The organism is Jeongeupia naejangsanensis (assembly GCF_016865585.1).
Lineage (GTDB): Bacteria > Pseudomonadota > Gammaproteobacteria > Burkholderiales > Chitinibacteraceae > Jeongeupia > Jeongeupia naejangsanensis.
The window spans coordinates 631,965-645,248 of sequence record NZ_JAESND010000001.1 but is presented as its reverse complement, the minus strand read 5'-3'; the positions used below and the strand labels follow the sequence as shown (position 1 = coordinate 645,248).

The 13,284-nt window shown below is 60.3% G+C and carries 16 protein-coding genes and 1 tRNA gene; 15 read left to right on the top strand and 2 right to left on the bottom strand.

The window, feature by feature from the left end:
- Position 1: 1 nt before the first annotated feature.
- From JMJ54_RS03135 to JMJ54_RS03115, 5 genes are all read left to right on the top strand, one after another.
- Entirely contained in the window at positions 2–487 is a 486-nt protein-coding gene (locus tag JMJ54_RS03135; RefSeq protein WP_203536878.1) for a GspH/FimT family pseudopilin, read from the top strand.
- On the top strand, positions 480–848 hold the full coding sequence (gspI, locus tag JMJ54_RS03130) for a type II secretion system minor pseudopilin GspI (protein ID WP_203536478.1): 369 nt from the start codon (positions 480–482) through the stop codon (positions 846–848). Before JMJ54_RS03135 ends, gspI begins: the two co-directional genes overlap by 8 nt.
- Positions 829–1,428 carry a type II secretion system minor pseudopilin GspJ gene (gspJ, locus tag JMJ54_RS03125; protein ID WP_203536477.1) on the top strand — a complete coding sequence of 200 codons (600 nt, stop codon included), beginning with the start codon at positions 829–831 and terminating at the stop codon, positions 1,426–1,428. Before gspI ends, gspJ begins: the two co-directional genes overlap by 20 nt.
- Positions 1,429–1,433: 5 nt before the next feature.
- Positions 1,434–2,354 (top strand): type II secretion system minor pseudopilin GspK, encoded by a 921-nt coding sequence (gene gspK / locus JMJ54_RS03120; RefSeq protein WP_203536476.1) that lies wholly within the window; start codon positions 1,434–1,436, stop codon positions 2,352–2,354.
- 183 nt (positions 2,355–2,537) lie between these two features.
- Positions 2,538–2,885 carry a DUF2845 domain-containing protein gene (locus tag JMJ54_RS03115; RefSeq protein WP_203536475.1) on the top strand — a complete coding sequence of 116 codons (348 nt, stop codon included), beginning with the start codon at positions 2,538–2,540 and terminating at the stop codon, positions 2,883–2,885.
- A 69-nt stretch (positions 2,886–2,954) separates the two neighbouring features.
- Here the strand turns inward: JMJ54_RS03115 and JMJ54_RS03110 are convergent, their stop codons facing one another.
- Positions 2,955–3,254 carry a hypothetical protein gene (locus tag JMJ54_RS03110; protein WP_203536474.1) on the bottom strand — a complete coding sequence of 100 codons (300 nt, stop codon included), beginning with the start codon at positions 3,252–3,254 and terminating at the stop codon, positions 2,955–2,957.
- Positions 3,255–3,781: 527 nt separating this feature from the next.
- Here JMJ54_RS03110 and JMJ54_RS03105 point away from each other — a divergent pair.
- Entirely contained in the window at positions 3,782–4,027 is a 246-nt protein-coding gene (locus JMJ54_RS03105) for a hypothetical protein (protein ID WP_203536473.1), read from the top strand.
- Between the two features lie 231 nt (positions 4,028–4,258).
- On the opposite strand, the gene JMJ54_RS03100 is transcribed toward JMJ54_RS03105, so the two are convergent.
- Positions 4,259–4,744, bottom strand: a complete 486-nt coding sequence (locus JMJ54_RS03100) for a hypothetical protein (RefSeq protein ID WP_203536472.1) — start codon at positions 4,742–4,744, stop codon at positions 4,259–4,261.
- A 194-nt stretch (positions 4,745–4,938) separates the two neighbouring features.
- Between JMJ54_RS03100 and JMJ54_RS03095 the strand changes: the two genes are divergently transcribed.
- The 9 genes from JMJ54_RS03095 (at position 4,939) to pyk (ending at position 13,139) form a co-directional block, all read left to right on the top strand.
- The gene (locus JMJ54_RS03095) at positions 4,939–5,145 is read left to right on the top strand and encodes a hypothetical protein (protein ID WP_203536471.1); all 207 of its coding nucleotides are present in this window, start codon (positions 4,939–4,941) and stop codon (positions 5,143–5,145) included.
- Between the two features lie 525 nt (positions 5,146–5,670).
- Complete coding sequence (locus JMJ54_RS19595) at positions 5,671–6,030, top strand: DUF3302 domain-containing protein (protein ID WP_203536470.1); 360 nt, start codon at positions 5,671–5,673, stop codon at positions 6,028–6,030.
- 28 nt (positions 6,031–6,058) lie between these two features.
- A complete protein-coding gene (locus tag JMJ54_RS03085; RefSeq protein ID WP_203536469.1) occupies positions 6,059–7,195 on the top strand; it encodes an HlyD family secretion protein in 1,137 nt (378 codons plus the stop codon).
- Between the two features lie 89 nt (positions 7,196–7,284).
- A complete protein-coding gene (gene adeC, locus JMJ54_RS03080; protein ID WP_203536468.1) occupies positions 7,285–8,748 on the top strand; it encodes an AdeC/AdeK/OprM family multidrug efflux complex outer membrane factor in 1,464 nt (487 codons plus the stop codon).
- A 137-nt stretch (positions 8,749–8,885) separates the two neighbouring features.
- On the top strand, positions 8,886–9,512 hold the full coding sequence (locus tag JMJ54_RS03075) for a helix-turn-helix domain-containing protein (RefSeq protein ID WP_203536467.1): 627 nt from the start codon (positions 8,886–8,888) through the stop codon (positions 9,510–9,512).
- 417 nt (positions 9,513–9,929) lie between these two features.
- A complete protein-coding gene (locus JMJ54_RS03070; protein WP_203536466.1) occupies positions 9,930–10,355 on the top strand; it encodes a MarR family winged helix-turn-helix transcriptional regulator in 426 nt (141 codons plus the stop codon).
- A 52-nt stretch (positions 10,356–10,407) separates the two neighbouring features.
- Entirely contained in the window at positions 10,408–10,872 is a 465-nt protein-coding gene (locus JMJ54_RS03065; protein ID WP_203536465.1) for a cupin domain-containing protein, read from the top strand.
- Positions 10,873–11,209: 337 nt separating this feature from the next.
- A tRNA-Arg gene (locus JMJ54_RS03060) sits at positions 11,210–11,284 on the top strand.
- Positions 11,285–11,705: 421 nt separating this feature from the next.
- Complete coding sequence (pyk, locus tag JMJ54_RS03055; RefSeq protein ID WP_203536464.1) at positions 11,706–13,139, top strand: pyruvate kinase; 1,434 nt, start codon at positions 11,706–11,708, stop codon at positions 13,137–13,139.
- Positions 13,140–13,284: the final 145 nt, after the last annotated feature.

Here is a 13,284-nt window from a genome sequence, read left to right as displayed (position 1 = left end):
CATGCGGCGCCGTCGCGGCTTCACGCTGGTCGAGATTCTGGTTGCACTGGCGATCGTCGGCCTGATCCTCGGGCTGGCGGTGGTACGCCTGAACGATTCGGACGCGACGACGCTGTCACGCGAGGCCGAGCGGCTGGCGCTGCTGCTGGACAGTGCGCGCGATGCCGCAATCAATTCGGGGCGGGTCACGGCGTGGTCGAGCGATGGCCGCGGCTATCAGTTCTGGCTGCTCGACGACCAGAACAGCTGGCAGGCGATTGGTGCCGACGACGTGCTGCGCGCCCGGCCGTTTCCCGAGGGGCTGGCCTTGAGCACCCTGACCATCAATCTGCGAGAGCGGCCGATCGGCGAGCGCATCGTGTTCGAACCGTCGGGGGTAAATGCCCCGTTTCACCTTGAGCTGCAGCTCGGCGAAGCGCGCTGGCAGCTCGACGGCGATGCGATGGGCCGCGTCAGCGCGCGTGCAGTGGACCCGGGCAATGGTTGATCGCGGCTTCACGCTGGTCGAAGTGCTGGTGGCGCTGGCGGTACTCGCCATTGCCATGGCAGCGGCCCTGCGTGCCGTGTCGGCCAGCACCGATACCGCCGCCGATCTGGCGACACGGACACTGGCAGGCTGGGTGGCACAAAACCGGCTCGCCGAGATCGCCGCCCGTGGCGAGTTCCCCGAACCGGGCCGGCGCGAAGGCCAGTCCAGCATGGCCGGGCGCGATTTCGTCTGGCAGGAGGAGGACGGCATTTCGCCCAATCGCAGCTTCCGCCGCGTCGAAATCAGGGTGTACGCCGCCGGCGACACCACTCATGCCTTTGCGACTCTGGTTGGTTATCTTGCCCGCACGCCGCGCTGACCGTTCCGGCTTCACCCTGCTCGAACTGCTGGTCGCGCTGGCGATTTTCAGCGTCATCGCGCTGGTCGCCTGGCGCGGGCTTGATTCGGTGGCAACGACCAAGCTGCGTCTCGATGCCGAAGCGCAGTCGTGGCGGGATCTGGCGCTGGTGTTCGACCGGATCGGCGACGATGTCGGCCAGTCGGTCTTGCGGCCATGGCGGGATGGCGGTGGGCAGCTTCAGCCGGCCCTGACTGGCCGCAACGGCGACGCTGCCACGAACGCTCCCGCGCTCGAACTGGTGAGGTTGGCGCGGGATCGCGATCCGCAACATGTAGCGTACCGCCTGAAGGATGGCCGACTGGAGCTGTTGTTGTGGGATGCGCTCGACCCCGCGCCGAACGCGCAGCCAACGGTGCTGCCGCTGCTCGATGGCATCGACCGTTTCGAGTCGGCCTTCCTCGATGACGCCAACGCCTGGCAGGTCCGCTGGCCGATGAACGCCAGCAGTCCGGCATCGGCACCTCTGCCCCGGGCCGTCAAAATCACGCTTGCGCGTACGGGCAGTGCGCCGATCGAACGGGTGTTCGCCCTGCCATGAGGCCGATGACACCCAGGCGACAGACAGGGATCGCCCTGATCACCGCCGTGATTACCGCTGCGCTGGTCGCCGCATTGGCGGCGTGGATCGCCTGGCGGCAGCAGCTCTGGTTCTTTCAGCTGGAAAACCAGCTCGATCAGGGACAGGCGAGGGTGATTGCGTACTCCGGCGTGCAGCTGGCGCGTTTTACCTTGCGTGACGACGCGCGCAACAATCAGGTCGACCATCTGGGCGAGCCGTGGAACGTACCGATTCCGGCGATTCCGGTCGAGCAGGGCAAAGTTGGCGGGCGCTTGCTCGAGCAGCAGGGGCGCTTCAACCTCAACAATCTGGTCAGCAACGGCCTGGCAAACGAGAACGAAGTCGCGGCCTGCCGACGACTGTTTGAGCTGGTGGGTGTGTCGCCACAGCACGTCGATGCGCTGGTCGACTGGCTCGACGCCGACGGGGAGGCCCGGCCCGGTGGTGCCGAGGATGCCGTGTATCTGGCGCTGCCTCAGCCCTACCGTGCGGCAAACCAGCCGCTGACCGATCTGGCCTCGCTGGTCCGGATCCAGGGGTTTGATGCCGGGACCATCGAGCGGATCACGCCGTTTGTTGCCGTATTGCCGCCGCAGACCCCGATCAATGTCAATTTCGCGTCGCCCGAGGTCATTGCTGCCGTGGTGCCGGCGTTGACGCTGGCGGAGGGACAAGCCGTGGTTTCACGCCGAGCGGGGCACCATTTCGGCTCGGTGGCCGAGTTCGTCGCTGCGCTGCCCGAGCGAGCGCGTGGCCAGCTCCGGTTCGAGGCATTGACGGTGCAGAGCCGTTACTTCATCAGCGAGGTGGATGCGCAGTTCGGCCGTGTGACGGTCCGGTACGCCGCGCTGCTCGAGCGCAACGGGCCGGATTTTCCGAAGCTGATCTGGATGCGTCGACGCTAAGGCGCTCTTTGGCGTTGGCCGGCGCATGGGTAACGGCAGTGTCTAGCTACCCTGTGCTTTGTGCGGGCCGACCTTTCGGCAGGGACAAGCTGTTACGCATGACGGGCTTGAATCCGAATATCGTGGCCATTCAATCTTGCGACCGATGCAACGCGAACGGTCCGTTCCGACGAGCGTATCGATATGAAACAGATGAAACTTGCCGCCCTTATAGTTGCAACAGCCTCGACACTGTGCGCACTTCCCGCTTTTGCAGACTCGTTCCGGTGCCAGAACAATCTTGTTTCGCTGGGCGATTCGCGGGCCGAGGTGCTGCAGAAGTGTGGCGAGCCGTTTGTCAGGGATTCGTTTTGCGAATCCAGGCAGGCCACCACGGCGCCGTTGCCCAATGGCGGTACGGTGGTCAACGTCAACCAGTGCGAATCGGTCGATGAATGGACCTACAACCCCGGCAGTGGAAAGTTTCTGACCACCTTGCGTTTCGAGTCGGGCCGGCTCAGCGGAATCAAGCTGGGCGACCGCGCCAAGTAGACTCGCCACGGTCGAGTCATGTTCGGCGCGGTTGCCCGGGCATTGGCAACGAATGGTGCCGATCGGGTGTCAATACTCGATCCGCACCGCGCTTTTGCCCTGGATGCTGGTCACGCTGATGCGCCGGATTGCCGGCCCGGGCAGTGCGTAGATTGCCTGCAAGCGATCGATGGTCAGTCGCAAGCGCTCCAGACATCGGCCGACCTGGCGTCGGGGGCCACTGACGTGGCCCAGCGCCCAGTTGGCTTCGCCGGAATTGGGCGTGCGCAGCACCGGCGGACCGAATTCCACCTCGGCAAAGCCGCATTCACTGGCCTCGCGATTGATCAGCGCCATCAGTTCCTCGCTTGATATCAATTGCCGTTCCATGATCTTCCCCGGAATGTACGGATTAGGTTTTGAGCACAGAATCTTTTTAACTGACTGTCATAAATGGTGCGTGGTCAACGAACTGACCGGAAAGTTGACCAAAAACGACGTGGCAGGACTGTGCCAGACGGACGGTAACCTGCCGCAGGGCGTCACGTTTTGCGTGTTCCCTAAGCTGAGCGTAGTCGGAAATTCGTGAACTCCAAGCCCGGGCGCCGAGCGTCATTGTGGTGCGTTGTGCGATGTGTCGCGTTCTGCCTAGTGCATGCCGTCGCTGACGCGCGCGACCGCGGGTCGTCGCACTGCGCGTGCAGGTGCGGGCTTGCATCGGATGTGCGTTTTTCCGCCAGGCGGCCGTGGCGAAACAACCGGACGAACGACGTAACCTGCGCGCGTTTTCAGGGTCCAATGAGGTCGACGGTCGTCCCCCATGGCGACATGGGAAGTTCAATCATCCGAATTGCGCGAGCGCAGACCGTCACCTTCCGGCACAACTGGAAGGCTTGCTCACGAAGGAGGAATGCTCGATGCAAGTGAGATCGGTTTTTGTATTCAGGGGAAAGTACGGGGAGGTCTGCTTTGCAATGCCAGATCAGCGTGGTGAAAAAGAAGAGCTGGAGGTTGTGCTTGAAACCCACAAGAAATTGCAGCCGGATGAACGCAGTCCGACCTATGGCGAGTATGCCGACGATCTGGCCCAGGATCTGGGTTTTGAACGTTTGACCTACTTTTATGCGGGCCGTGATGACGAGCCCAGAGTCATTCTCAACTGACTGGGTGTCCTTGAGTACGTTCGCCGAACGGTATGCGGCGAGGGCATGCAGGATGCGCCTTTTTCAAAGATGGCCGGTCTGGTACCAAGCTCTTTGAATCCGAACAGCTCAAGCTCCGGCTGCGCAAGTGGCCCGGGCTTTTTTCATGGCGCCGGACTGATAGTGTGGCATGCGCGTCCGGCCGACGGCGGACCGTGTCGATTGTGGTGAGGCCACTGGTCTGGCGACGGCTTATCCCTCGAGGGTTTCGATGATCTGTTCCGGCGTCGGCGCCTCGGGGCGATAAAGGATGCCGCAGCTGTGCTGGCCAATGATCAGGTCGTCGTTTGCGTCTTTTGTATTGATCAGGCCAAGGTTGTGCGCGACCGGGTCGTTGATTCCTTCCTCGACCTGACCCGTGTTGCTCATCTTGTGGCTCCATTTGTTGGGGCCGTGCCGGTAGAAGTGGTAATCCAGCCTGTCGCCCTCATACGTATTGATGAAAACGGCAATCTGGTAGGCCGTTGCACTTTGCTGGGGAAGCAGGCCGTCGGCCTTGCAGGCGGTCATCACGATGGACGCAGCTTCGTTGACGTCGCTGATTCCGTCCAGGTCGATGCTTTCGCGATCGGGGCCGATCGACCCCGGCGCGAAGTTGTAATTGGTTCCCCAGGCGTATCCATAGCAGTTGGCATTTTCAAACGGCACTTCGTACTCCCGCTGGTTGGTCTTGATCATGCCCGCAATGCGCGGGCAGATACTGGGCCGTGCGCGATCGCGCAGCCAGCTGAAGCGTAGCCGTCATCGCACGGATCTGCATTGTTCTAGGTGTTGCTGGGCGCGTTCCGCATATAACTGGCGCGCGCTGTGCTGGAAGGTGCGCTAAGTGCTCTGGACCATATCAATAGCCTGCCGAAAGGGGGCTGAACAACGTGAGAAGCAAGCTGGGACAAGAATCGGATCGAACATTGTTTAACGCACTCGGGCTCGCCATCGACTACGTCACCAAAAATAAAGTGGTGTGGAAGGTCGTGAATGACGTTGTTGTGAGGGGTGGGCTGGATGAATATTCGGATGCCCAGGAAATCAAATACATGCATCAAGTGATCGTCGGGCTCAACGAGCATAAATTCCAGTAGCCGAATTGGGGGGCTGCCGGCTATCCAGGCATGCCTGCCGTGCCGGCCTGTTTGGGGCGGTTGGTGCGGACTCCCTTGTTTGTGCAGGCTCGAGTTCGGCGCCGTTTCGGTACTCCGTCTGGCGGTGCGCAAACCGGCTCGCCAGACGCCTTAAGGGAGTACAGTCCGCCGCCGCTGGGTTGCCATGTCTTCGGCAAGGATGATCGGTACGAAGCGGCTTGAGGGAGTAATTGAACGCCCCCGGGGCTGGGCCTGATAGTGAGGTTCACGCCATGCTGCGAGGGCAGGTTCGGCGCCATGAATTCGCCCGCATGGATCACCGGAATTGTGCGCCTCAGCAGGATCATGAGATGGCGTTGGCATAATCAAACAATTCTGGATGACCGGTCCACTTTTGGATCGTTGGTTGATTGACGCATCATTTTAAGGTTTCATTCGCTCGACAAATCGGATGCCAAGTGCGCGCAACACGCACTCAAGAAAATCGGGGCCCGATTCCTACATGAAACTCTTATCAGGTTCAGCATGTTTTTAAATTACTTCGCGCTCGGACTTATATTCTTCGTTGTCCTCGTCCTTTTCTATGGAATTATAGCAGTTCATGATATTCCATATGAATTGGCAAAAAAGCGGAATCATCCTCAGCAGGATGCAATCCATGTCGCAGGCTGGGTCAGTCTCTTTACCCTGCATGTCCTTTGGCCGTTTCTCTGGATCTGGGCGACGCTGTACCGCGAAGACCGCGGTTGGGGCTTTACCCAGAAGAAGGAAGGCAATGAGACGCTCGAATACCTGCTGGCCGATCTCACTGCCACCAAACAGCAGCTTGCCGTGCTGACGACCGAGCTGGCCGAATTCAAGCAGGTTTATCGCGACAAGCAATGATCCGACAGAGATCGTAAAAGGACAATAAATGGATATTCTGCTCATTCTGACCTACACCGCAATCTGCTATTGTGTCTTCAAGGTCTTCAAGGTTCCCGTCAATAAATGGACGGTGCCAACTGCATTCCTGGGTGGTGTTTTCCTGATTGGCGCATTGCTGCTGATCATGAACTACAACCACCCTTATTCCGATTCCGCCCAGAAAGCCGTGATCACGTCCGGTCTGTCGCCGCTGATCAAGGGTGAAGTCATCCAGGTCACCGACAAAGTCAACGTGCCGATGAAAAAAGGTGAGTTGATCTACCGGATCGACCCGACGGCGTTCCTGGCGCGCCGTGATGCGCTGAAGGCTTCGCTTGTCTCGGCCGAGCACGATGTGCTCGGGCTGCAAGCGTCACTCGACGCGGCGGACGCGCAGATCAAGCAGCAGCGTGCCATTCGCGACAAGGCCTTCAAGGACAGCCAGCGCTTCAGCTGCAGCGGTCTGTCCAAGGAAAACTGCCCGTACGCAGAACGCGATATCACCACCGCGCAGCAGAACCTCAAGGCCGAAGACGAGAAGCTGAACCAGCTGACCAGCAACAAGCAGCAGATCAACGAGCAATTGAACTCGCAAATCGGCGGCGTCAATGCCAAGGTCGTCAATCTGCAGGCGCAATTGAAGGAAGCCCAGTTCAATCTGGACAACACCGTGGTGCGCGCACCGACCGACGGCTATGTCACCCAGTTGCTGGTCAAGCCGGGCCAGATCGCCACGCCGTTTGCGATGACGCCACTGGTGGTGTTCGTGTCGGATTCGCAGCGCAAGAACATCATTGCCTCGTTCCGCCAGAATGCGTCGATGCGCCTTGAGCCGGGCAATGAAGCCGAAATCGTCTTTACCGCAATTCCTGGTGAAGTGTTCAAGGGCAAGGTCGTGCAGGTGATGCCGGCGATTGCCGATGGCGCCTATCGTCCGTCCGGCGTGATGCAAAGCATCTCCGTTGATCCCAAGCAGAACGGTATTCATGTCGAGATCTCGCTGGACAACCCGCCGGCCGGCCTGGTCGAGGGGATTGCTGCGCAAGTTGCGGTCTATTCGGAGCACTTCCACCACGTCGCGATCATCCGGCGCGTGCTGCTGCGGATGACCAGCTGGCTGCACTACCTGTACTTCGATCACTGATCCGCAGCCCTCGTCCGGACGACAGAACCCCGCGTGCCGCCACCATCAGGCCGGGCGCGGGCGTTCGCCAAATGCAAAGGTCTATCCTCATGCGCAATTCGATTCTGGGCCTGGCCTTGTCCAGTGTCCTTCTTGCCGGCTGCTCGCTGGCCCCGACCTACCAGCGGCCCGACATGCCGGTCGAAGCATCGTGGCCGCAGGGTGCGGCCTATCAGGCTGCAAACGCCGATGGCCGCCAGTTCGCCGAGACGACCTGGCGCGACTATTTCAGCGATCCGAAGCTTCAGCAGGTAATCGCGCTGGCGCTGGCCAACAACCGCGATCTGCGGATTGCGGCACTCAACATCGAGAAGGCCCGTGCCCAGTACCAGATCAGCCGTGCCGATCTGTTCCCGACAATCAGCGCCGCCGGTTCGGGACAAGGGCAGCACACACCCGGGACGCTGACACCGTCCGGCCGGGAGGCGACCAGCCACCAGTACAGCGCCGGCCTCGGCTTCGCTTCGTACGAGATCGACCTGTTCGGGCGAGTCCAGAGCCTCAAGGACGCCGCGCTCGAGCGTTACTTCGCCACCGAGGAAGCACGCCGCAGCGCGCAGATCAGCCTGATCGCCGAAGTCGCCAACGCCTATCTGACGCTGGCTGCCGATCAGGATCGGCTCAAACTGGCGCAGGACACGCTGAAGAGCCAGCTTGCTTCGTTCGAACTGACCCGCAAACGCTTCGATCTGGGCGTGGCGTCCGAACTCGATGTGCGGCAGGCACAAACCAGCGTCGAGTCGGCGCGCGTCGATACCGCCAGGTTCACCGGCCAGATCGCCCGCGACAGCAATGTGCTGAGCCTGCTGCTGGGTACGGCCTTGCCGACCGAACTGCAGCCGACGACGTCGGTCGAGTCGGTGACTGCGTTGCGCGAGTTCCCCGGGGGCTTGCCGTCGGAGGTGTTGCTGGCCCGGCCGGATATCGCCCAGGCCGAGCACCTGCTCAGGTCGACCAACGCCAATATCGGTGCGGCCCGCGCGGCCTTCTTCCCGAGCATTACGCTGACCGCCGGTGCGGGGAGTGCCAGCGCCAGTCTCGGCGATCTGTTCTCGGGTGATTCGGGCGCATGGCGCTTCATGCCGAGCATCAGCGTGCCGATCTTCGATGGTAGTCGCAACACGGCCAACCTCGACGTCGCCAAGGCCGACGAGAAAATCGCCGTGGCGCAGTACGAAAAAGCGATTCAGGGCGCATTCCGTGAAACGTCCGATGCACTGGCCGATCGCGGTACCCTCGGCGCGCAAGTCTCGGCACAGCAGGCACTGGTCGATGCATCGGCCAAGAGCTACACGCTGTCGCAATCGCGCTATGACCAGGGCGTGGACAGCTATCTGAACGTGCTCGACTCGCAACGCTCGCTCTACGGCGCGCAACAGGACTTGATTGCGGTCCGGCTGGCCCGTCAGGCCAATCTCGTCACCTTGTACAAGGTGTTCGGTGGCGATGGGCAGGACAAGACCCGCCGCGACAGTGCGCCGACCGGTGCGGCATCGTCGCCCAGCGCGACATAAGCACTGGCGACGAGCATGGCCGCCGTCATCGCAAGGCTGACGGCGGCACCAACTGGCAAATGCGCATTCGGCGGTTTTGCCGCATTTTCATCCCGACCGTATGATGGTCATACACGGATCGTTTGTAAGGAGTCGATGTGCGTGATTGGCAGTCCGTTCACCAGTGGCCACTGGAAAGCCTCAATGCACTCATGTCCGACACGGTGCATTCGAAGCAGCCTTTTTCGCGGCTGAAACCGACGGATGTGCTGACTCCCGGTGAGACGCAAAAAGTCTATCTGCTGCGTTTCGGCGTCATGAAAGTCTCGCCGCTCGGCAGCCACAAAGTCATTGGCCTTGTGCACGCGCCGCACCCGATCGGGATATTCGAATTTTTCCATCCCCACGATGGATTCCAGTACACCCCTTCACTCGGCAGTCGTTGCCAGATACAGGAAGTCGCGTTCGACGACTGGAAGGCGAGCATCGATCGTCGCGGCCTCTGGCTGGAGACGAGTCGGGTGCTGGCCAAGTACATTGCATCGCTTGGCGTACGTTTCGAAAGCGTTTCACACACGCAGGCACGTGCGGTGATTCATTGGCACATTCAGATTCTGGCCGCCGCGCCGCAAAACATCCGTGCCACCGTACCGGTGCTGCGCTACCTGCAAGAGCGGACCTCGCTGTCCAGAAGCATGCTGTTCAAAGTGGTTTCGGAATTGCGCGAGCAGGGCATCCTGACGATGGAGGAGGGGATCTTGCTGGAGTTCAAGCCCGCGGATTAGGGTGGTTGCCGGATGTACCCTCCTTGCGCTGTGCGTTGGGCAGCGAATGCCTCCCGGTGATGGTGCAGGGTGGGTCAGGTGAATTCTCCGGTACCGATCGGCACGCCGGGTACCCGGTTCCGGGTGGTCGGCCCGATTCGGGATATCGACGCGGCCGTTGCACTGGGGGGGCATTTTGCTTCATGCCGTTTGCCGGTGGGGTGAGCCGCTTCCATCTGTTGACCAAAAATGCACCGGAAAGGCAGGGCGCGTTGTTCTGGTGCTGGTCGCCTGACCCTGTGATGCTGCTCGGCGGTGCTCAAGAGTAGGTCATGGCTGGATGGTGGTGTCTGCGGTGGCAATCGGGATGGCCGGTTTTTCTGGTGATATATGTATATGCATGTATAGTGGTGTTCAACGTCAATCGAGGCATGCGACATGAAACCTATCCGGCTGCCCTGCTATTGCGGCTCCTTGCGGCAAGCGTCTCGGGTCGTCACGCAGTTGTACGACCAGATGCTCAAACCGTCCGGCGTCAAGATCACGCAATTCAGCATCCTGAAGCTGCTGGCGGCATGCCCCGATCTGACAACCGGCGGAATGGCGGATGCCCTTGCGATGGACAGTACTACCCTGACCCGGACCTTGAAGATCCTCCAAGAAAACCGCTGGATCGAGGCTGCGACCGGGACTGACCGCCGTCAGCGCTGCTGGCGCATCACTGCGGACGGGCTGCAGCGTCTGCAGCATGCCGAGCCGCTGTGGGAGGGTGCGCAGAAGGAGTTCACCAGACTCGCCGATGATGTCGATCTGGATAGCCTGACCCGCTCGGTTTTCCTGTTGGTGCAGAAAGTCGGAGGGTGATTTTTCTCCATATAGATGTATATACATATTTTTATAAACGAAAGGAGGAGTCATGAAAGACAAGCAACTCGAGGTGGCTCGGGGCCGGAATTACGCTGGTGCACATGTCGGTGCACTCGATGATCTCGACCGCTATCAGTTCTTTCTTCCCGTGGGCAAGGGAAGCAGCTTTCCCGGCAAGTTGTTCCTCAAAGAACCGCTGGGCATGGACAGTATGGAAGTGTCGCTCAACAAACTGGGCGCAGGGCAAAGCCTGCCCTTCAATCACACCCATACCGCGCATGAAGAGCTGTACATCTTCCTTCGGGGGAACGGCCAGTTTCTCGTCGATGGTACTGTCATTGACGTCCGGGAAGGCAGCGTCATCCGCGTTGCTCCCGAAGGCGTGCGCACATGGCGAAACCGGTCGCAGGAGGATCTCTACTACATCGTGATTCAGGCGGTGGCCGGCAGCATGCAGATGACGACGATTGAAGACGGCAAGATGTGCGCGGATAAACCAGACTGGCTGGATTGATTCGGCATCGCGACAGGGACGTTTGAGCACATCCGGGCTGATATAACTCAGCCTGCGTGCGAGTCCTGCTGGAAGAGCGCACGTCAGTCGTGTACTTCCGGCGATGGCGGGTCAGCCGTTGCCCGCCATCCGTCGTTGATCTGTATAATGCTCGCCATGCCGGGTGCTACCGGATGTCGTCGGTGAGTTTCAGCGTAGTACTTCAGTAGCACTGACTACCGAAAAACAGCTAAAAAAAACGACGAAAAGCCCGGAAAAATAGCACCGAATCACCAACACGAAATGCAGTGTAAGTACTTGAATTTACAGGGCTGACACTGTTTTCGATCAAAGCTCTGCCCCTGTAGTTAAATGGATATAACGGGCCCCTCCTAAGGGCCAGTTACAGGTTCGATTCCTGTCGGGGGTACCAGCACCAGTTCCGGAGGCTTCCAGTGCCTCCCAGCAAACCCCACAAAGCCTGGCTTTCTGGGGTTTTTTGTTTCCTGCGTCATGCAAGCATGTCCGCATGCATCCAGAGGTTCGGGTAGACGTTCAGAAGTACGCAGTTCGATTTTTACTCGTACACCTGTGGCATGCGCAATCAGGCTTGATCTGCCTTCTCGTCGGTAGTTGGAGCGCGCGCCGCCGCCCGCGGCGATACCTCTGATTGGTCATGGCTCCGACATGCCCGAGCTAGTTGGCCCGGTATTTGCTCGATAGTTTCGTCACGTCCACGCTGCATCGGCCTCATGGTCCGAGCACTGGCTGGATATAATCTGCTCCGAAATGACATCGTGATGAACAGGTGTCAGCTATAACAATTCGACCGCAACTTCAGGCAAAGGAACTCTATGCTTCGCAGCACCAAGATTGTCGCTACGCTCGGCCCCGCTTCGAGTGATCAGGATACGCTGGATCGCCTGCTTGCCGCCGGCGTCAACATGGTCCGGCTGAACTTTTCCCACGGCAGTGCACAGGACCATATCGATCGCGCCACGATGGTGCGCGGCTGTGCGGCGCGGGCGAATCAGTCACTGGCGATCATGGCCGACCTGCAGGGCCCGAAAATCCGCGTCGGCAAGTTCGAGAAGAACAAGATCGTGCTGAAGAAGGGTGACCGTTTCATCCTCGATGCCGCATGCGAGCTAGGCAATCAGGAGCGTGTGGGACTGGATTACAAAGAGCTGCCGAACGACGTCGAGCCGGGCGCGATTTTGCTGCTTGACGATGGCAAAGTGCAGCTTGAGGTGCTCGAAGTCCGTGGCCCGGAGGTGTACACGACGGTGCTGGTGGGCGGTCCGCTGTCGAACAACAAGGGCATCAATCGCCAGGGGGGCGGCCTGACCGCGCCGGCGCTGACCGCCAAGGACATGGAAGACATCAAGACGGCAGCCAGGCTGGGCGCGGACTACGTTGCGGTGTCGTTTCCGAAGTCGGGTGCCGACATGTACATGGCACGGACGCTGCTGCGCGCGGCGGGCAGCAAGGCGCAACTGATCGCCAAGATCGAACGCACCGAAGCCGTGGCGAATCTGGAAGAAATCCTCGATGCCTCCGACGGCATCATGGTTGCCCGTGGCGATCTGGCGGTCGAAGTGGGTGATGCCGCGGTGCCTGCCTTGCAGAAGCGCATGATCCGGCTGGCGCGATTGAAGAACAAACTGTCGATCACCGCCACGCAGATGATGGAGTCGATGATCTCCAGCCCGGTGCCGACGCGCGCCGAGGTGTCGGACGTTGCCAACGCGGTGCTTGATGGCACCGATGCCGTGATGCTGTCGGCAGAGTCGGCGGCGGGGCAGTTCCCGGTCGAAACGGTCGAATCGATGGCACGCGTCTGTATCGAGGCCGAGAAATCGGTGGGCCGCAAAATCAGCGAAGACATCCTTGGGCCGGGTGAATTCTCGCGCATCGACCAGAGCATCTCGATGGCCGCACTGTTCGCATCGGCGCACTTGCAGGTCAAGGCGATTGCAGCCCTGACGCAGTCGGGCTCGTCGGCCCTGTGGCTGTCGCGTTTCGTCTCGGGTATTCCGATCTATGCGCTGACACCGGAAGTCGAAACCTACCAGCGTCTGGCCTTGTTCCGTGACGTACTGCCGCTGACGATTTCGCAGGAAAACACCGATCGCGACAGCCTGCTGGTTCGGGCAGAGGTCGAGATGCTGCGACAGGGCGTCGTGCAGCAGGGCGATCTGGTGGTCTTCACCTATGGCGAAGTGGTCGGCCAGGGCGGGGGCACCAACAGCATGAAGATCGTCAAGATCGGCGGTCACAAAGGCTGACCGTCAACGGAGCGAAGGAAGGTATCGAATCCTTTTACCTGCTTCGCAACGGGCTCGCTAGCGCTGACACTTCAGTCAATCGGGACCGGCTAAAAGTCGGTCCATTGTTTCGGACGTCAGGCGCTTGGATCGCCAATGAACTACA

Bases quoted from the DNA above. Each gene is read 5' to 3' on its own strand.
- JMJ54_RS03135 (WP_203536878.1), top strand. From the start codon at position 2: ATGCGGCGCCGTCGCGGCTTCACGCTGGTCGAGATTCTGGTTGCACTG.
- gspI (WP_203536478.1), top strand. From the start codon at position 480: ATGGTTGATCGCGGCTTCACGCTGGTCGAAGTGCTGGTGGCGCTGGCG.
- gspK (WP_203536476.1), top strand. From the start codon at position 1,434: ATGACACCCAGGCGACAGACAGGGATCGCCCTGATCACCGCCGTGATT.
- JMJ54_RS03115 (WP_203536475.1), top strand. From the start codon at position 2,538: ATGAAACAGATGAAACTTGCCGCCCTTATAGTTGCAACAGCCTCGACA.
- JMJ54_RS03110 (WP_203536474.1), bottom strand. From the start codon at position 3,254: ATGGAACGGCAATTGATATCAAGCGAGGAACTGATGGCGCTGATCAAT.
- JMJ54_RS03105 (WP_203536473.1), top strand. From the start codon at position 3,782: ATGCAAGTGAGATCGGTTTTTGTATTCAGGGGAAAGTACGGGGAGGTC.
- JMJ54_RS03100 (WP_203536472.1), bottom strand. From the start codon at position 4,744: ATGATCAAGACCAACCAGCGGGAGTACGAAGTGCCGTTTGAAAATGCC.
- JMJ54_RS19595 (WP_203536470.1), top strand. From the start codon at position 5,671: ATGTTTTTAAATTACTTCGCGCTCGGACTTATATTCTTCGTTGTCCTC.
- JMJ54_RS03085 (WP_203536469.1), top strand. From the start codon at position 6,059: ATGGATATTCTGCTCATTCTGACCTACACCGCAATCTGCTATTGTGTC.
- adeC (WP_203536468.1), top strand. From the start codon at position 7,285: ATGCGCAATTCGATTCTGGGCCTGGCCTTGTCCAGTGTCCTTCTTGCC.
- JMJ54_RS03070 (WP_203536466.1), top strand. From the start codon at position 9,930: ATGAAACCTATCCGGCTGCCCTGCTATTGCGGCTCCTTGCGGCAAGCG.
- JMJ54_RS03065 (WP_203536465.1), top strand. From the start codon at position 10,408: ATGAAAGACAAGCAACTCGAGGTGGCTCGGGGCCGGAATTACGCTGGT.
- pyk (WP_203536464.1), top strand. From the start codon at position 11,706: ATGCTTCGCAGCACCAAGATTGTCGCTACGCTCGGCCCCGCTTCGAGT.